Source organism: Sphingobacterium hungaricum, assembly GCF_015210005.1.
GTDB lineage: Bacteria > Bacteroidota > Bacteroidia > Sphingobacteriales > Sphingobacteriaceae > Sphingobacterium > Sphingobacterium hungaricum.
In genome coordinates this window covers 1,300,653-1,319,352 of record NZ_MU158698.1, presented here as the reverse complement: position 1 = coordinate 1,319,352, position 18,700 = coordinate 1,300,653, and the positions used below count along the sequence as shown (strand labels likewise).

Sequence of the window (18,700 nt, the reverse complement as noted above, 5' to 3'; positions counted from 1 at the left end):
ACAGACAAGGGCTTTTTGCTGTAACAGAGTTTTTTGGAGGGAGCAAGGAATAAAGAATAAGGAGCAAGGAATCCTTGGGATACTTTATAAAGTTTATTGTTCCATTTAAAGATGGCCTTGTTTTATTTCTTATCTTGTTAAGCAAGCTGTTCCAAAAGATGCTTGATTAGCCAACTACCAACTGAATAGTATCTTGCGTATAAGCAATAAATAAAGACTTCTAACGTATCGATAATTAGAAAGCTTCCATTTCTTGAAGATTTGAAATTTAAGATGTGTGTACGCTCAAAACCATGCGCAATTCTTTCCTAATGATTAGGTTTTACCCCAAAAGCAACTTTTTGAAAATTGAACAAACGTTTGCGTTTTGTTTTCGTTTTTTTATACTGATTTTATATTTTATACTTGTATCACTATAAAGTCGCAATAGATTTTATCGTAACCAAATAAGCTATAAGAAGTAAGTTTTTAGATTTCAATTTGACTGTTTAGTTTGTTTTAAAATAGGTGATTTAGAGGGAGCTTCTCGGCTCCCTTTATTATTTTAAGCAGCTCAATTTATATTCCAAAGAAAAAGCTCAACCAAATTATTGGTTGAGCTTTTTCTTTATTAGCTGAAACTTTATTATTTCGACAAGAACATCGATTTCTTAGCGACTAAATCTCTAAAGTATGAATCATTTAAGTCTTTGATAAAGCGGATCGCTTCACCTGTAGATTTCATTTCAGGACCTAATTGCTTATCAACTTCTGGGAATTTAGAGAACGAGAATACAGGTTCTTTAATCGCCCATCCTTGCAGCTTGCGTTCAATGCTAAAGTCTTTTAATTTATTCTCTCCTAACATCACCTTAGTCGCAATATTGATGTAAGGAACATCGTAAGCCTTCGCGATAAACGGAACTGTACGAGAAGCTCTTGGATTCGCTTCAATGACATATACATTCTCATCCTTAACTGCGAATTGAATATTCAATAGGCCACTTACATTTAATGCCTTTGCTAATTTGATGGAATATTCTTCCATTTTATTTTGAACGGTCTCAGATAGCGTAAATGGAGGCAATACAGCATATGAATCGCCTGAGTGTATTCCGGCAGGTTCAATGTGCTCCATCATCCCAATAATATGGACATCTTCTCCATCACAGATGGAATCGGATTCTGCTTCTTCGGCACGGTCTAAGAAATGGTCAATTAAAACGCGGTTTCCAGGAAGGTTTTTCAATAGATTCACAACTGCTTTTTCCAAGTCTTCATCATTGATCACAATGCTCATTCCTTGTCCACCCAACACATACGAAGGACGAACCAAAACTGGGTAACCGACTTCATTAGCAACTTTGATAGCCTCTTCTGCTGATTCAGCTACGCCGTATTTTGGATAAGGAATATCTAAAGATTTTAACAAATCAGAGAAACGGCCGCGGTCTTCCGCTAAATCCATGTTTTCGAAACTTGTCCCGATAATTTTAACACCGATTTGTTCTAATTTCTCAGCCATTTTCAAAGCTGTCTGTCCACCTAACTGAACAATTACACCAACTGGCTTTTCTAGCTCAATGATCTCACGGACATGCTCCCAGAATACCGGCTCGAAATATAATTTGTCGGCCATGTTGAAATCTGTGGAAACAGTTTCTGGATTACAGTTGATCATGATGGATTCGTAACCACATTCTTTCGCGGCTAATAATCCGTGTACACATGAATAATCAAATTCAATTCCCTGACCGATGCGATTAGGTCCTGAACCTAAAACAACGATTTTTTTCTTGTCAGAAGGAATGGATTCATTTTCATCTTCAAATGTAGAATAATAGTATGGAGTTTGAGCCGGGAATTCTGCTGCACAAGTGTCCACCATTTTGTAGACGCGATTGATTCCTAATTCTTTACGGCGATCGTACACTTGATCTTCAGTCACATTTCCTAATAACCAAGATATTTGAGCATCTGAATACCCTTTTTGTTTCAGGGTCATAAAGAAGTCTCTTGGGATATTATTCAACTGATATCTGCGTAGCTCTGTTTCTAAATGAACAAGCTCTTGAATCTGTACCAAAAACCATTTGTCGATATGCGTTACTTTACGAACTGATTCCAAAGGAACACCTAATTCGAAAGCATCTTTTATGTGGAATAAGCGATCAGCACTAGGGTGCTCCAAGCTATCCATAATTTCTTCTAAGTTTCTTAGCTGACGGCCATCAGCACCTAAACCCCAACGGCTAGTTTCTAATGACTGACAAGCTTTTTGCAATGCTTCGATAAATGTACGGCCGATAGCCATTACCTCACCTACTGCTTTCATTTGCAAACCAAGTTCCTTATTTGCTCCCTTAAATTTATCGAAATTGAAACGAGGAACTTTAACAATCACATAATCCAATGTCGGCTCAAAATAAGCAGACGTTGTTTTCGTGATTTGGTTTTGAAGTTCGTCCAGGTTATAACCAATAGCTAATTTAGCAGCGATTTTTGCAATTGGATAACCAGTTGCTTTCGAAGCCAAAGCTGAAGAGCGAGATACGCGCGGATTGATTTCAATCGCGATGATATCTTCGTTTTCAGGATTTACAGAGAACTGCACATTACAGCCTCCAGCAAAATTACCAATAGAGCGCATCATTTTGATGGCTTGATTACGCATGTCTTGGAAACATTTGTCACTTAAAGTCATTCCCGGAGCCACAGTTATTGAATCTCCGGTATGAATTCCCATTGGGTCAAAATTCTCAATTGTACAGATGATGATTACATTATCATTCGTATCACGTAATAATTCTAACTCAAATTCTTTCCAACCTAATACTGCTTTTTCTACCAAAACCTCATGGGTTGGTGAAGCATGAAGGCCACGGTTTAGCGCAACATCAAAATCTTCTTTTTTGTGAACGAATCCACCGCCTGTACCAGCAAGTGTATATGAAGGGCGGATTACCAGAGGAAATCCGATTTGCTGAGCAGCTTCTTTACCTTCTAGAAACGAGTTGGCAATTTTTGATGGGGCAACACCCACACCGATATCCACCATCAACTGGCGAAATGCCTCACGATTTTCCGTTTTTTCAATTGCAGCAACATCTACTCCAATTACTTGTACATTGTATTTTTCCCACAAACCTCTTTCCGAAGCTTCAATACATAAATTTAATGCTGTTTGACCACCCATAGTTGGCAACACGGCATCAATATTTTGCTCTTGCAAAATCTGCTCAATACTCTCGCAGGTTAAGGGTAATAAATAGACATGGTCGGCAACAACCTTATCAGTCATGATGGTTGCTGGATTAGAATTGATTATCGAAACTTTTATGCCTTCTTCTTTTAAGGAAAGAGACGCTTGAGAACCGGAATAATCAAATTCGCAGGCTTGACCAATTACAATCGGGCCAGAACCAATAATTAAGACAGAATTGATGGAAGAGTTTCTAGGCATTCTATTTTGCTTTCAAAATTAAATTATCATTTTTTTGTGATCAGAGCAAAGGAAATTGCCTTTGAAGGAGGTGGAATTCCGACTGCTTTGTCGGAGTGCAAAGTTATAGAAATATTTTAACTAATCAGCATTTTATATGGTAAATTATGCAATTAGATTTAATTAAAAAGGAAAAATTCATAATTAAAAAACCAATAGAGGTACTAAATTTAATTGTTTACTAATCTAGTTTCTTTGTTTGCGTTTTAAAGTAATCACCGCGACTTCAGGCCACATGCCTATTCTTCCTTTCAAACCTAAAAATCCGAAACCGCGATTGACGTATAAATACTTTCCTGCATTCTCATAAAGACCAGCCCATTGTTTGTAAAAGTATTGGATAGGGCTCCATTTGAACCCTAAAAAATCAATGCCAAACTGCATGCCATGCGTATGCCCCGAAAGCGTTAGCTGGATGGCTTGCTGATGATGCAATGTGACACCTTCCCAATGCGATGGGTCGTGTGACATGAGTATTTTGAACGCATCATCTGGAACACCCAAAGTCGCCTTCTTGAGGTCGCCATATTGCTGAAATCCGCCACGTGCGCCCCAATTCTCCACGCCAAGCAAAACAATAGATTGTCCATCTTTCGTGATGGTAACGGACTCATCCAATAACAAGCGAAAACCAATCTCCGAATGAATCAGCTTTAATCTCGCCAAATTTTCCCGCTTAATTTCTGGACTTTCCCATTGAACATAATCGCCATAATCATGATTTCCTAGAATAGAAAATTTTCCTAACGGTGCTGCCAATTTAGAAAAAGCGGGAATCCATCTGTCCATTTCTGAGGCGCGGTTATTAACCAAATCTCCCGTGAATAGAATAATATCACTTTTCTGTGCATTTACCAAATCCAATCCTTTTTGCACACCGGCTGCATTGGTAAAACTTCCAGAATGTACATCGGTAATCTGCGTAATTGTAAAGCCATCGAATGCTTCTGGCAAATCCGGGAAATAAATGGTTTCTCGCCGAACTCGATAAAAATGCCTTCCCCGGGTAATTCCGAACAGGATAATCAGAAATAAGATGGATGCAAAGAACAAAACGAATTCACTGACGTAGACATTCCGACTTGGAAATCCACGAAATAAACGTGTGATGTCTTCAACCAATAATATCGGAAGAGAAAATAAGCGCGGAATAAATAATAAAAGCATGCATCCCATTAGCCATGGAATTAATCGTTGCTGTGCTTCGGAACCAATTTTTAAAAATGCGATTCCAGCTAAAAATGCCATTACGATACCATCCAACATCCAATACGCCCATAAATAAATTGGAGGAGGGGAGAGAGTCAATACAGCTTGAAAAAAATAGAGGTCGGTAAAAAACCAAAGGAGGATTATTATTGGGAGTATTCTAGCCATTTTTTATTGATAATATATACAATTTGTACTGATAGACAATTGAAAATTATAAAAGTTTTAGATTGATAAAATCATGATATTTATCAGATAATTCGCCACACATTTTTTCTATCTAGTAATATAACTTGCTTGTTTCTAACTAAACATGATTAATCAGAAAATAATTGTTTTGCTGAGAAAAATTAAAACTAGAAAAAATTATCAGCAAAACGAATCATTTCTCTAGGCAGAAAGTGATTTTGTGGATGCGCATTAGTGAAATGGTATGTTTTTTGCTTTCAATAGCATAACACTTAAAAATTTTATTAAATATCATTCACATGAAAAAACTTACCTTAACCCTAGTCGCATTATTTTTCGTTGCGGCTTCATTTGCTCAAGATTACAAAAACTCAATCGGTTTGCGTTTAGGAAACGGACATTATGATGTAATCGGTGTAGCGTTCAAAACATTTATCACTGCTCCTGGAGCTTTAGAATTTGATTTAGGTTTTAACCCAGATAAATTTAGCGGAAATAGAGTAAACAATGTTTCTTTTTCAGGTAGTTACCAACACCATTTCCCAATTGGAAATATCCAAGGATTTAAATGGTTTGTAGGTGGTGGATTAGTATTGTCAAATACATTTTCTGACTACGACGATTACAGAGGTTTTAATGCTGGTATTTTCCCTACAGGTGGTGTTGAGTACAAACTTAAAGCTGCGCCTATTGTATTTTCAGCGGATGTTCGCCCAACTATTCACGTAGTAGAAGGATTCGACCGTTACAATGGATTTTATGCTAACGGCGGTATCAGTGCACGTTTTACATTCTAAGACAACAGCATAATTAAAAAATGGGGTTTGCAATTTTTTGCAAACCCATTTTTTTTTGGAACGATATAGAACTAATAAATTACTAATTCATCCGTAAACATAAATCCTTTCATCGGATTCGTCGCGACCACTTTGACGTAACGCGCCATTTGTGGTTTTTCTAAAACCACTTCAAATTTCTTGAATTTTAATTGCGGGTCGGTTGTGTTGTCGTAGTTTTTAATCGTTTGAATTTCTCGGAAATTCTTTCCATTGTCTGATAGATATACAGTGAATTCGCCGGGAAAGAATACCCCTGGCCCAGGAACCTGCATGAAATTCATGGAAATCGATTTGATTTCTTCTCTTCGTTCAAAATCAAGCATCACATCGAAAGTGCTTGTGAAACCTTGCCATTCGCCATCTTGATAGCTCAACGTACCTTTTACTCCATTGGTCAAGGTCAGTTCTTCTTTAGCAGGATATTTTTCCCATTTTGAAGAGTAATGAACTGTTTTTCCAATTCCTTTATGAATATCAATTTCAATTTCTTCAACTGGACTCACTCTCGCTGAATCTAAAAAAGATGCCGCTTTCACGATTTTGCTTGATGACAATTCTATCGGCAACGTGTATAGCGTTGAATTTTTAGTAGGATTAGTTCCGTCCGTGCTGTACCGAATTACTGGATTTAATTGCTCTGAAGTCAGGTTGATGCTGTTCGTTTTTTTAGCAGGATTAAAATCTACTTTGGATTTTACATGAAATGAAGGACGGTAATAATTGACATCTAATTTTTGTAAAATCTTATAGTGTTGTTGCAGACGTGTTTGAAAATCCCGCCAATTTCTTAATTCTTGGTTTGTCCATACCACTTCTGCAAGTGCCAATGCCCTTGGAAAAACCATGTATTCGACGTGTTGATAGGTCGGCATATATTCAGTCCACACATTTGCTTGTGCGCCTAAAACATGCTTTGCTTTCTCAGCATTAATTTCTTTAGGAATCGGATTGTAAGAATAGACCTTATCCAGCGTCACAAATCCGCTCATCGCTTGGGGTTGTGTACGAGGGTCGGTTTGGTAATAATCAAAATAAAGGTGAGAACCCGGCGTCATAATCACATCGTGTCCCATGTTTGCTGCTTTGATTCCTCCATCTTCTCCTTGCCAGCTCATCACCGTCGCCCCTTTAGTCAGGCCACCTTGCAATATTTCGTCCCAGCCAATCAGCTTGCGACCTTTGGATTGCAAATATTCATCCATTTGTTTAATTGCATAGCTCTGCAATTCGTCTTCTGTTTTAAAACCTTCTTTTTCTTTAAGTGCCTGACATTTTGGACAGCTTTTCCAATGCGATTTATCCGCTTCATCGCCACCTATGTGAATGTAAGTCGATGGAAAAATTTCTAGGACCTCATCCAATACGTTCTTTAAAAATTCAAACGTCTTTTCATTTCCGATACAAAATTCATCTTGAGTATATGGAACTCCAGTACAAGATAATTCGGGATATACAGCTAAAACCTCTTCAGAATGTCCGGGCATTTCGATTTCAGGAATAATCGTGATTCCTTTTCTCACAGCATAACTAACTAATTCTCTAGCTTGTTCTTGCGTGTAAAACCCGCCGCTTGCATTTGGCGAACCGGGCTCAACATACTGCTCTCCATTGTTTTTCCAGTCTAGCCAATTTGTATGTGAACGCCAAGCTGCTTTATTCGTTAGTTCAGGATATTTTTTTATTTCTAAACGCCATCCAGCTCCATCTGTCAAATGCCAATGGAAGGTATTGAGTTTATAGATTGCCATCAAGTCGATGTATTTCTTCAAAAATGGGAATGGCATAAAGTGGCGAGAAACATCAAGATGAAGTCCGCGATAGCCGAAGCGGGGTGCGTCTTCAATCAAAATTCCTGGGATTACATTCGGGTTTTCTGATAAATAGCCCAACTGAATGAATGTATATAAAGCGTTAATCATGACTTTGTCTTCATGTGCTATCAATACAATTCCTTTGTCATCAACCGAAAGCTTATAGCCATTTTTGGCAACTTTATCTGATTCTTCCGCTTTCAATATGCGGATGCCATAATGTTGGGATTTCTTTAACTTCTTCACCACTTCGACTTTCAATGAATTGATGGAAGGGTATTCATAGAGCAATTCCGCAAGAGAAGAAAATTCTTCAGAAACAAATACCTCCACATTGGAAGGGAGTGTATATTGTCCGATTTGCTGAGAAAATTTATTGGGTCTTGGAATTAGATTTATCTCCAAATCTTGCGCTATGGATTGATTTCCAATCAAGAAAATCAAGACGAGTGAAAGTAATGAACGAAATAACTTCATTTTTAAGAGGTTAATTTTTTTACAAATATCACAATATTCTTAAAGCTTTTCATACGAATGTGATAAAATGCGGTATTTTATGATAATCCGAAAACATTCCAGCCTTATAAATTTATGAATAATGTGTAACTTTGTCTTATGATTGAACTTCCTGTTATTTCTGCCAATCAAACGCAGCGTAAACCCGATTGGTTACGTGTAAAACTGCCTGTCGGAAAAGAATATCGCCATGTGCGCGGTTTGGTTGATGAACATAAATTACATACGATTTGTGAAAGTGGTAACTGTCCGAACATGGGTGAATGTTGGGGAGCAGGTACGGCTACGTTTATGATTTTGGGAAATATCTGTACGCGTTCATGCTCATTCTGTGCTGTCGCGACAGGCCGTCCTTTGTCTGTAGATTTAGACGAGCCAAATCGTGTGGCAAATTCAGTCAAATTAATGCAGGTCAAACATTGTGTTATTACTTCGGTTGACCGTGATGATTTAAAAGATGGTGGTTCTATTATTTGGGCTGAAACAATCAATGCAATTCGCCGGGAAAGTCCTGAAACCACGCTGGAAACTCTTATTCCGGATTTCAAAGGTCAATGGGATAATTTAGACCGCGTTTTGGCTGTGCGTCCTGAAGTCGTTTCTCATAATTTAGAAACTGTTCGCCGTCTGACAAGAGAGGTTCGTATCCAAGCGAAATATGACCGCTCTTTGGAATGTCTTCGCCGTATTTCTGAAGCTGGAATTCGTACAAAATCTGGGATTATGCTTGGTTTTGGAGAAACTGAAGAAGATGTGATTGAAGCCATGCAAGATTTGTATAACGTGGGTGTTCATATTTTGACTATTGGTCAATATCTGCAACCAACAAAAGCGCATCATCCGGTTGTTGAATGGGTAACGCCTCAGCAATTTGAAAAATATAAAGAAATTGGATTGAAAATGGGTTTCAAATACGTAGAATCTGGACCATTGGTTCGCTCTTCGTACCATGCTGAAAAACATTTGTTCGATATGCAATAAGAAGTAAAGATTCCAAAAGAGTGCTTATTGCTAATCTTTTATTCGATAAAATATTGAAACCTGGTAGTTTGCTATCAGGTTTTTGTATTTTTAGGCAACGGTTGTAAATTTGAAGAAACTTAAAACATATATTTTGCCTTTTTTAGGATGGTTATTTTTAGCCTATCTGCTCTGTGCATCTATTTACATTTTATTTCTCCTAAAAACTGAGAACATTCTTCCGACGAAATTATTTACGATATTCATTCCATTAATTATAGGAGCTGCAATTGCTTTTTTCGCTAGAGGAAAAGTTTTAAAAAATGTGGAGAATGGAAGATATATTTTTCGATTCAGAGTTGTAGATATACAGTTTATAGCGGTGTTTATTTTTTGTTTACTAATCGGTTTTTCACAGCTTTCTAAAAGTCTTTATTTTAATCTGGCGAATGTTTTATACCTAAATACGATAGATGAATTGCCAAAGTATACGCAACCACCATTTTTGGAGTTGGGAGATTGGTATGCCGATAGGCAACGAGCAATTCCACTTCATACTTTTGAACGGGGTTCGTTGTTTAATTCAGATAAGGTATATGTCAAGACCTTATTCTTGCTTCCTGTATTCTCGAAAGAAAAGGCCTACGAATCAGGTGCAAAAGCTTGGCTGGCGTTTGACTACAGCAGCAGCATGCCCTTCGAAGAATTTGTGGAAACGAATGGCAAAAAGCAATACGATGAATTTTTGAGCCATTTTAAGAAAATCAATGTTAGGGCATTTCGGTATTTTGAATCGTATCCGGAAAATACGCTCAAACGAGTGTATACGGAATTGGCTCGAACACATTCCTATTTTCAAAGTGGCTACATAAATATTTATCAGGGGATGGATACCGACCGCGATTTATGGGCTCAATATTATGTTCGGCAATTTCTCTACTATTTTATCTTTGTTATTATTCCGCTATTAATCGTGAGCAGTTTGTTTGTTAGAACAAATCATTCCGACAGCCACGGCAATCCTTACCAAGCTTAGCTTTTAAAATAAATAATTTAATTTCACGTTATTTTAACAGTAAATAGCTAATTTTAAGGAGTTAATCGAAACGCTATCATGAAAAAAGTTGCTTGTTTCATCTTATTTTTTGCTTTTGCTCAACTGTTATTTTTACCTAACCTTTACGCGCAGCAGAAAGAGAAGTTGAAATTTCCTTACAAGAAAGAAGGATTAACAGAAAGACAAGCCATCATTCATTTATTGAACCGCTTTACTTATGGTTTTAACCAGCAGGATATCGATTATATCGAAAGCATCGGTCTTGAGAATTGGTTCGCCGCACAACTTGAAGGTATTTCGGAAAGCAGCGAAGAACAAGCTCGTTTAAAGCAGTTTGATGATATCTCAAAAAGCAATCAAGAACTTTTTGAAATTTACCCCAAAAATTTTAGGGTTCGAAGAGAAGCAGTACAAGCAGGCGTCGTCAATAAAGATTCGCTCGGGACAAGTCGAGCTCACCAAGAGTTGTTGAAAGAGTACATGTCTTCTAAGGGTTACAAGTACGAAAATGAATTGATTCGACAATTTCTGTCGTCGAAATTAATCCGAGCAGCGTATTCCGAAAATCAGTTACGCGAAGTGATGACTGATTTTTGGTTCAACCATTTTAATGTATCTTTTTCAAAGGGACAAAGTTCTACGTTCATTCCAAATTATGAAGCTGCTGTTATTCGTCCGAATGCGCTGGGCAATTTTGAAGAATTGTTAGTTGCTACCGCTCAATCACCAGCGATGTTGCTGTATTTGGATAATGCAACCAGTGTCGGAACAAAGAAGAATGGAAATCGTGGGCTAAATGAAAATTATGCACGTGAGTTATTGGAATTGCATACGCTGGGTGTGGACGCCGGATATACCCAACAAGATGTGACCGAGGCCGCTCGTGTGCTGACGGGTTGGACTTATTACCCGATGGGCAAAATTTCTGAAGAACGAATTGCCGCGTTAAGCAAGAATAGGAAAAATATACATCAGGGTGATTTTCTGTTTCAGGCAAATAATCATGATTCGGGAGATAAGGAAGTGTTGGGCGTATCATTTAAAAATGAAGGATACAACGAGGGACTCAAGCTTATGAAGCTGTTATCGACTAACCCTAAAACAGCGCTGTTCATTTCAAAGAAACTAGCGGTTCGATTTGTTGCCGATACACCTTCAGCAGCGATTATGGAGCGCATGCAACAGGCTTTTATCAAGTCGAACGGCGAGATAAAAAACGTGTTGGTTGCCATGGTCAACTCAAGAGATTTTTGGTCGAAAGATGTGCTATACACGAAAATAAAAACGCCTTTCGAATTGGCAATTAGTTCGGTAAGGGCTTTGGATGCGACAATAGAAAATCCTGTGAAATTGAATAATTGGATTACGCGCATGGGCGAAAAGAAATATTATTACATTGCGCCTACTGGATTTCCAGATTACTCATCTTATTGGATTAATACAGGGTCATTGTTAAACCGGATGAATTTTGGTTTATCCTTTGCCAATCAAAATTCTTCAGGCGTTGCGATTGATTTGTTAGAAGTGTTGGATTTCAAGGAGCCTGAAAGTCCTCAAGATGCGTTAGAGGCTTACAGCGAATATTTGTTACCTGAGGCTAATTATGAATTGTTGGATAAGCGATTGAGTCCTTTGCTGACGGAACAAAATCTACAGGCAAAAATTAATCAAAAAGTCGATAAGAAAACGGATGAAAACAGCGAAGAGGTTAGACGAACAGCTGTGAAAAATTCTGTAAATAATAAAGTGCTGGCTCAAGTCGTCGGGTTATTAATTGGTTCACCAGAGTTTCAAAGAAGATAAAATAGAAGGTTATGGTATCACGCAGAGCATTTTTAAAATCATCTTGCATCGGTTTATTTGGTATAAACTTAATCGGAGGAATTCCATCTTTTTTGGCGGAAGCCGTAGCACAAGAAAAGTTGCGTGCTTTATATAGCAAAAAGAAAGTTTTGGTATGCATTTTTCAGCGCGGCGCTATGGATGGTTTAATGGCGGTCACACCTTTTGAAGATACTTTTTTGCAAACCGCACGACCAGACCTGTTTATTTCGCCAGTAAAAAATGCGAATTCAGTTTCTTCAATCGATTTGGATGGACGATTTGGCCTTCATCCAAGCATGAAAAGCTTTGAGCGGTATTTTAGAGATAACCGATTAGCCATTGTGCATGGAATTGGGTCTCCGAATACTACGCGTTCGCATTTTGATGCGCAAGATTACATGGAATCTGGAACGCCATTTTCAAAAAACACAAGCAGTGGCTGGTTAAACAGGGCAGTAGGATTGTCCGGACATGATGCCATCACACCATTTTCAGCGGTCAGTATGACTTCTGCATTGCCTCGTTCATTGTATGGCGAACATGAAGCTTTAGCTATTCAGGATTTAAAGAATTTTAAATTACAAAACTCTGGAATAGCATTGAATCAAACAGGCAAAAGTTTTGAAGAACTGTATGACCAGACGTCGAATGATTTATTAAAGGAAACAGGGAAAGATAGTTTCGAAGCGATGAAATTGCTTCAAAGTGATTTGATTAAAAATTATAAACCAGCTAATCAGGTCGAATATCCGAATTCGAATTTAGGTAAATCGCTCAAACAAATTGCGCAATTAATCAAATTGGATATCGGATTAGAAGTTGCCTTTACGGAATCTACAGGTTGGGATACGCATTACAATCAAGGCGCATCAACTGGGATTTTTGCCCGAAATGTTGAAGACCTGTCGAAATCAATGATTTCTTTCTGGGAAGATTTAGAAGCTTATCAAGACCACGTTGTTGTCATGACGATGACTGAATTTGGACGCACTGTCCATCAGAATGGTACAAAAGGAACTGACCACGGACGTGCATCTTGCAATTTTATTTTAGGAAATGCTGTGGATGGAGGAAAGGTGCATGGAGATGTTCCAGTTTTAGCCAAAGAGAACTTAGAAGATGGTCGTGATTTGCCAGTGACTACTGATTTTCGTTCGGTATTTTCAAATGTTGCTCAAGAGCATTTAGGGATTTCCTCTAAATCGGAATTGTTCCCTGATTTTAATGGATTGGAATCCAGGATTATTAGAGTCTAGATGTGAGAGTCTAGATTTGAGATTTGAGAATAAAATTGCTCCGTAGGAGCTACCGCTTTGTAGTCCTATTTATTGTATTAACAATTGCGTGCCGTAGGTACGCTCCTTTTAGAAATGTGTTTTGCCTAAGCATAGGAAATTGATTATTTGAGCATAGATTTGAGATTTAGAAAATAAGATTGATCCGTAGGAGCAAAATATTTGTAGCGAAAATAGTTGTAGCCAAACAATCTGAAATAATAGCAGCGTGCCGTAGGTACGCAACAATTTACTTTAACATTATCTAAAATTCTTGTGATTGAACTGCGACCTACGGCGCGCATTGATTCTCTTAGCTATTTCTACAAACGTTCAGCTTCTAACTAGGCTTTAAAAGAAAATTAATTGCTTTTTATTTCCAATTCTTTATTGTCACGAGCTTCCACAAGTTTAATGCACAGAAATTAATTTCTTAGAAAAACAGTTTCTCCGGCGATGACTGTTCGCAATGTTTTAACCGACCTTAATTTTTCTGCAGCTACCTGCATAATATCATCGTCCAAAATTACAAAATCAGCATCTTTGCCTTTTTCAATGCTTCCTCGTTTTTTCTCTTGAAAGCAAGAGTAGGCCGCCCAGATTGTCATTCCGCGAAGCGCATCTTCTCTTGAAATCGCATTTTCTGGTTGAAATCCACCTTTTGGAAATCCAGCATCGTCTACTCGCGCAACAGCCGCATGAAATCCATATAAAGGATTAAAATGTTCTACTGGGAAATCGCTGCCCAATGCAAGCTTACCATATTGATTAAGCAGTTCTTTGTAGGCATATGCGTATTTAATCCGCTTCTCGCCCAAACGTTCTTCTGCCCAATACATATCTGAAGTTGCGTGTACAGGTTGCACGGAAGGAATGATGGAAAACAGCTTGAATTTGCTGAAATCGGCTGAATCGACAACCTGCGCATGTTCTATGCGCCATCTTCTTTCGGGCTTGTCTTTTATGTATTTGCCGTATAAATCTAGAATAACGCGATTTGCAGAATCTCCAATAGCGTGTGTGCTTACCTGAAACGAACTATTCGCCAGCAAGCGTATAATGTTATCCAATTCCTGTGGAGAATACAGCAGAAATCCTTTCGTAGGCTCATCCGAATAGTCGCTCAACAAACAAGCTCCCCGAGAACCCAATGCCCCATCAGCCATTAATTTCACAGACTTAATCGTCAATTTTTCGGACTCGAACGGCGTAAAGCGAAGTACGCGATTAATGTTTTCAGGATTGGCAGCCAACATCGCGTAATTCCGGATTTGTAGCGAATCTTGATTATAGAATTTTTTCAAAATATCAATTTCTTCATCGGACAATCCAGCATCGACAATACTTGTCAATCCGACTGACACTAACGAATCCTGTGCTTTTCTAAGCATGTGGTACAAGGCTTTCTCTTCAGGAATTGGAATGTATTGTGCAACCAATTCGACGGCATTATCAATCAGTAGTCCATTGGGCTTGCCTAAACTATCGACAGCAATAAAACCGCCTTCCACAACATACGCACTATCTAAAGTAGCGAGATGCAATGCTTTTGTGTTGACCACAGCAGCATGATAATCCACGCGTGAAAGAAATACAGGTACTTCGGGAAAATATTTGTCCAATGAATCTTTTGTGGGGTAATTTTTGTCTGCCCAAAGGTTTTGGTCCCAACCACCGGCGACTAACCATTTTTTATCTGGATAGGCTTTATGATAGTCCTGCAGTCTTTCAATCACTTCTTCGAAAGAAGCTGAGCCTTTTAAATCAACCTCGTCAATTAAGTTTGCCAATCCGAAGAAATGCACATGGGAATCATAAAATCCTGGATAAACGGCTTTCTGTTGTGCATCTATTTTTTCTTTCGCGTTATATTTCTGAAGCAAATCTTCCGACTCGCCAAGTTCTATAAATACGCCATTGTTTATTGCGAATGCATCGACCGTCGAAAAAGCCGAATCCACCGTATATACTTTTGCATTGTACACGATTAAATCAACCTCTTTATTTGTGGTGCAACTAAAAAATAAAATGACTGAAAGAAATAGTATACTGATTCGCATGCTGTTGGTTTAATGATTCTAATTTACGAATGATTTTTAGGAGATTAAAATAATAGTTTTAGAATCGCAGTTCTTATGACCTTCAAGACAGATTTTCCGTTAGCTTTAGCGAGCGGGTTTCTTTTGGTAAACGGTAGTTTTCTTATCTCCGATTTTTTCAATCAATCCATTTTCCACAGCGCTCTTCAGGTCTCTGCTTGCTGTCGCAGTTGAAATGTCAACGTAATTCTTTAAGTAGTCCTTTCTGGTGAATTTACCTGTGTGCGATTCTAAAAACAGCGTCAATCTATCCGATGCTTTTAATTTTATAGGTCTGTTATCAAGAAGTTCGTCTAAAGACCTATTAATAATGTCGAGCATATATTCGATGAATTTCGTTGACTTTCCTTCTTTATCAGCTTCCGATAGAGCGCTGTAATATTTCTTTTGATTTTTTGAAATCAACGATTCGAAAGGCAAGAATTCGAATAAGGGAAATTCGTTCATTAAAATTAAAGTCTGCCATAATCTGCCCATCCTGCCGTTCCCATCCAAAAACGGATGAATGAATTCCATCTCATAGTGAAACACACAGCTTTTGATGAATACCAATTCTGACTTGTCTTTGAGATAGTTAAATAAATCTTTCATCAAAAACGATACATTCGAAGCTGGCGGAGCCAAATGTTTTACTTTGGAGCCTTGAATTATGCCGACTCCACTTGTTCTATACTTTCCCGATGATTCAATCAGGTTTTTCATCAAAAGCTTATGGGCTTTAAAAAAATCCTTTTCGGATGTATAGTTAAACTCATTGATTTTTTGATATACATCCAAAGCATTTAAAACTTCTTGAATATCTTTTTGAGGACCGATAACTTTCTTGTTTTCTATGATTGCCGTAATCTGCTCTTCGGATAATGTATTCCCTTCAATTGCCAAAGAGGATTGAATGGTTCGGATTTTATTCTGTTTTCTGAGCTTAGGATTTTGCTTGCTTAGGTTTTTGGAATTAACCTCTCCGATTTTTTGAGAAATCTCACTAATCTGTTTTACAATTTTTGCAGTAATGTCGTATGGAGGTTTCATGATTTGATAGTATCATTTGATACTATCAAAAATACGATTATTAAAATGATTTTGGGATACGCATACTAACAAAAAAGGCTTTCCATGATTTGGAAAGCCTTTAAAAAAAATATTAAAAAACAATTAACAATATTCGTCAAAAGCTGCAACAAGGTTGTCGGCAATCATTTGTGCTGGACGTCCTTCGATATTGTGTCTTTCAATCATGTGGACCAATTTGCCATCTTTGAATAATGCCATCGCTGGTGAAGATGGAGGATAAGGCAACATGTACTGACGTGCTTTGTTTACGGCATCCGTTTCCATCCCTGCAAAAACAGTTACTAATTTATCAGGATGTTTTTCATTTTTAACTGCTGCTTTTGCTGCTGGTCTAGCATTCGCGGCAGCGCAACCACATACCGAATTAACGACAACAAAAACAGTTCCTTCAGAAGGAATTGCAGTGTCTACTTCTTCTGATGATTTTAATTCTTGAAAACCCGCGTCAACTAACTCTTGACGCATCGGTGCTACTAAATATTCTGGATACATACGTTCTTCAATTTTATTTATACAAATATACCTCAACTTTTTACGCTTGTCAAGCGCATTCTCTTAATTGAATGTCAGAATTACTGTTTAATTTTTAGCTAAGTTTTGATATGAGTTGGGTTTCAAGTATTTTTGTGGAAATTTTAATATTTAAAACTATGTCATCAACACAAACATCATACATTCCGTACAAGGTAAAAGATATTAGCTTGGCAGAATGGGGTCGCAAAGAAATTGAATTGGCGGAAGCTGAAATGCCTGGCTTAATGAGTTTACGCGAGGAGTTTGGTGCCTCGAAACCATTAAAGGGCGCTCGCATTGCAGGATGTCTGCATATGACAATCCAAACGGCCGTTTTAATTGAGACTTTGGTAGAATTGGGTGCAGATGTAACTTGGTCGTCATGTAATATTTTCTCAACGCAAGACCACGCAGCAGCAGCTATTGCGGCGGCTGGAATTCCTGTTTACGCATGGAAAGGATTGACAGAAGAAGAATTTAACTGGTGTATCGAACAGACTTTGTATTTCGGAGAAGACCGTCAGCCTTTAAATATGATTTTAGATGATGGAGGTGATTTAACGAACATGGTCTTTGATCAATATCCTGAATTAATTGCAGGAATTAAAGGTCTTTCAGAAGAAACAACTACGGGTGTTCATCGCTTATATGACCGTATGAAAAACGGTACATTGCATTTGCCAGCAATCAACGTGAATGATTCGGTTACGAAATCAAAATTTGATAACAAATACGGATGCCGTGAATCATTGGTTGATGCGATCCGTCGCGCAACAGATTTAATGTTGGCGGGTAAAGTTGGTGTAGTTGCTGGTTACGGAGATGTCGGTAAAGGTTCTGCAGAATCTTTGCGCTCAGCAGGTGTTCGTGTAATTGTAACTGAAATCGATCCAATCTGTGCTTTACAAGCGGCGATGGAAGGTTTTGAAGTGAAGAAATTTGCAACAGCTGTTCAGGAAGCGGATATCATTGTGACTACAACGGGAAATAAAGACATCGTTCGCGGTGAGCATTTCAAAACAATGAAAGACAAAGCGGTAGTTTGTAACATTGGTCACTTTGATAACGAAATTGATGTTGCTTGGTTAAATAGCAACTATGGATCAACTAAAGTAGAAATTAAACCTCAGGTTGATAAATATACAATTGATGGCAAAGATGTTATTTTGCTTGCAGAAGGACGTTTAGTGAATTTAGGCTGTGCAACAGGACACCCTTCATTTGTGATGTCTAACTCGTTTACAAATCAAACATTAGCACAATTGGAACTGTGGTTGAATACTGATCAATACGAAAATCAAGTATACACATTGCCTAAGCATTTAGATGAGAAAGTTGCTCGCTTGCATTTGGCGAAGATTGGCGTTGAATTGGATGTGTTAACAGAAGATCAAGCAGCTTATATCGGAGTTACTGTAGACGGTCCTTACAAAGCTGAGGCGTACCGGTATTAAATTCAAAATTCAAAAGTAAAAATTCAAAAGCCTTGCAGTGTATAAATTGCAGGGCTTTTTTAATTAAAAATTTGAAAGTAGTGAAAGATTTTTTGAGTTAAGGATCGCAGAAGACGCAGAGAAAATCGCAGAAGACACAGAGCTAGGTGTAAAATTTAGACTTTTCTCTGCGAAACTCCGTGTCTTCTTTGTGAAACTCTGCGGAATAAATTCTTGGAAAGAAGGCCACAGAATACACAGAGCTAGGTGTAAAACCTAGACTTTTCTCTGCGAAACTCCGTGTCTTCTTTGTGAAACTCTGCGGAATAATTTTTTGGGAGGAGACCGCAGAAGACGCAGAGAAGTTCACAGAAGACACAGAGCTAGGTGTAAAATCTAGGCTTTTTCTCTGCGATACTCCGGG

Annotated in this window: 12 protein-coding genes; 6 read left to right on the top strand and 6 right to left on the bottom strand. The window is 38.1% G+C overall.

Features of this window, described 5'->3' with window-relative positions:
* Nucleotides 1–625: 625 nt before the first annotated feature.
* Both carB and C4F49_RS09045 read right to left on the bottom strand, forming a co-directional pair.
* On the bottom strand, nt 626–3,442 hold the full coding sequence (carB, locus tag C4F49_RS09050; protein WP_196935541.1) for a carbamoyl-phosphate synthase large subunit: 2,817 nt from the start codon (nt 3,440–3,442) through the stop codon (nt 626–628).
* Between the two features lie 225 nt (nt 3,443–3,667).
* Nucleotides 3,668–4,858 (bottom strand): metallophosphoesterase, encoded by a 1,191-nt coding sequence (locus C4F49_RS09045; RefSeq protein WP_196935540.1) that lies wholly within the window; start codon nt 4,856–4,858, stop codon nt 3,668–3,670.
* A gap of 320 nt (nt 4,859–5,178) precedes the next feature.
* Here C4F49_RS09045 and C4F49_RS09040 point away from each other — a divergent pair, with 320 nt between their 5' ends.
* Nucleotides 5,179–5,676, top strand: a complete 498-nt coding sequence (locus tag C4F49_RS09040) for a hypothetical protein (RefSeq protein WP_196935539.1) — start codon at nt 5,179–5,181, stop codon at nt 5,674–5,676.
* Between the two features lie 71 nt (nt 5,677–5,747).
* Here C4F49_RS09040 and C4F49_RS09035 read toward each other — a convergent pair whose 3' ends face one another.
* Nucleotides 5,748–8,006 carry a glycoside hydrolase family 20 protein gene (locus tag C4F49_RS09035; RefSeq protein ID WP_196935538.1) on the bottom strand — a complete coding sequence of 753 codons (2,259 nt, stop codon included), beginning with the start codon at nt 8,004–8,006 and terminating at the stop codon, nt 5,748–5,750.
* Between the two features lie 138 nt (nt 8,007–8,144).
* Between C4F49_RS09035 and lipA the strand changes: the two genes are divergently transcribed.
* The 4 genes from lipA (at nt 8,145) to C4F49_RS09015 (ending at nt 13,142) form a co-directional block, all read left to right on the top strand.
* The gene (gene lipA / locus C4F49_RS09030) at nt 8,145–9,026 is read left to right on the top strand and encodes a lipoyl synthase (RefSeq protein ID WP_196935537.1); all 882 of its coding nucleotides are present in this window, start codon (nt 8,145–8,147) and stop codon (nt 9,024–9,026) included.
* Nucleotides 9,027–9,135: 109 nt separating this feature from the next.
* On the top strand, nt 9,136–10,041 hold the full coding sequence (locus tag C4F49_RS09025; protein WP_196935536.1) for a hypothetical protein: 906 nt from the start codon (nt 9,136–9,138) through the stop codon (nt 10,039–10,041).
* Between the two features lie 78 nt (nt 10,042–10,119).
* Nucleotides 10,120–11,865, top strand: coding sequence for a DUF1800 domain-containing protein (locus tag C4F49_RS09020; RefSeq protein ID WP_196935535.1), 1,746 nt, complete (start codon nt 10,120–10,122; stop codon nt 11,863–11,865).
* Between the two features lie 11 nt (nt 11,866–11,876).
* Nucleotides 11,877–13,142 carry a DUF1501 domain-containing protein gene (locus tag C4F49_RS09015; protein WP_196935534.1) on the top strand — a complete coding sequence of 422 codons (1,266 nt, stop codon included), beginning with the start codon at nt 11,877–11,879 and terminating at the stop codon, nt 13,140–13,142.
* A 443-nt stretch (nt 13,143–13,585) separates the two neighbouring features.
* Here C4F49_RS09015 and C4F49_RS09010 read toward each other — a convergent pair whose 3' ends face one another.
* From C4F49_RS09010 to C4F49_RS09000, 3 genes are all read right to left on the bottom strand, one after another.
* Nucleotides 13,586–15,220 carry an amidohydrolase gene (locus C4F49_RS09010; RefSeq protein WP_196935533.1) on the bottom strand — a complete coding sequence of 545 codons (1,635 nt, stop codon included), beginning with the start codon at nt 15,218–15,220 and terminating at the stop codon, nt 13,586–13,588.
* Between the two features lie 105 nt (nt 15,221–15,325).
* A complete protein-coding gene (locus C4F49_RS09005) occupies nt 15,326–16,288 on the bottom strand; it encodes a Fic family protein (protein ID WP_231388249.1) in 963 nt (320 codons plus the stop codon).
* Between the two features lie 123 nt (nt 16,289–16,411).
* Entirely contained in the window at nt 16,412–16,822 is a 411-nt protein-coding gene (locus C4F49_RS09000) for a BrxA/BrxB family bacilliredoxin (RefSeq protein ID WP_196935532.1), read from the bottom strand.
* Between the two features lie 158 nt (nt 16,823–16,980).
* On the opposite strand from C4F49_RS09000, the gene ahcY reads away from it, so the two are divergent.
* Nucleotides 16,981–18,297, top strand: a complete 1,317-nt coding sequence (gene ahcY / locus C4F49_RS08995; protein WP_196935531.1) for an adenosylhomocysteinase — start codon at nt 16,981–16,983, stop codon at nt 18,295–18,297.
* Nucleotides 18,298–18,700 lie beyond the last annotated feature (403 nt).

Bases quoted from the DNA above. Each gene is read 5' to 3' on its own strand.
- carB (WP_196935541.1), bottom strand. From the start codon at position 3,442: ATGCCTAGAAACTCTTCCATCAATTCTGTCTTAATTATTGGTTCTGGC.
- C4F49_RS09045 (WP_196935540.1), bottom strand. From the start codon at position 4,858: ATGGCTAGAATACTCCCAATAATAATCCTCCTTTGGTTTTTTACCGAC.
- C4F49_RS09040 (WP_196935539.1), top strand. From the start codon at position 5,179: ATGAAAAAACTTACCTTAACCCTAGTCGCATTATTTTTCGTTGCGGCT.
- C4F49_RS09035 (WP_196935538.1), bottom strand. From the start codon at position 8,006: ATGAAGTTATTTCGTTCATTACTTTCACTCGTCTTGATTTTCTTGATT.
- lipA (WP_196935537.1), top strand. From the start codon at position 8,145: ATGATTGAACTTCCTGTTATTTCTGCCAATCAAACGCAGCGTAAACCC.
- C4F49_RS09020 (WP_196935535.1), top strand. From the start codon at position 10,120: ATGAAAAAAGTTGCTTGTTTCATCTTATTTTTTGCTTTTGCTCAACTG.
- C4F49_RS09015 (WP_196935534.1), top strand. From the start codon at position 11,877: ATGGTATCACGCAGAGCATTTTTAAAATCATCTTGCATCGGTTTATTT.
- C4F49_RS09010 (WP_196935533.1), bottom strand. From the start codon at position 15,220: ATGCGAATCAGTATACTATTTCTTTCAGTCATTTTATTTTTTAGTTGC.
- C4F49_RS09005 (WP_231388249.1), bottom strand. From the start codon at position 16,288: ATGAAACCTCCATACGACATTACTGCAAAAATTGTAAAACAGATTAGT.
- C4F49_RS09000 (WP_196935532.1), bottom strand. From the start codon at position 16,822: ATGTATCCAGAATATTTAGTAGCACCGATGCGTCAAGAGTTAGTTGAC.
- ahcY (WP_196935531.1), top strand. From the start codon at position 16,981: ATGTCATCAACACAAACATCATACATTCCGTACAAGGTAAAAGATATT.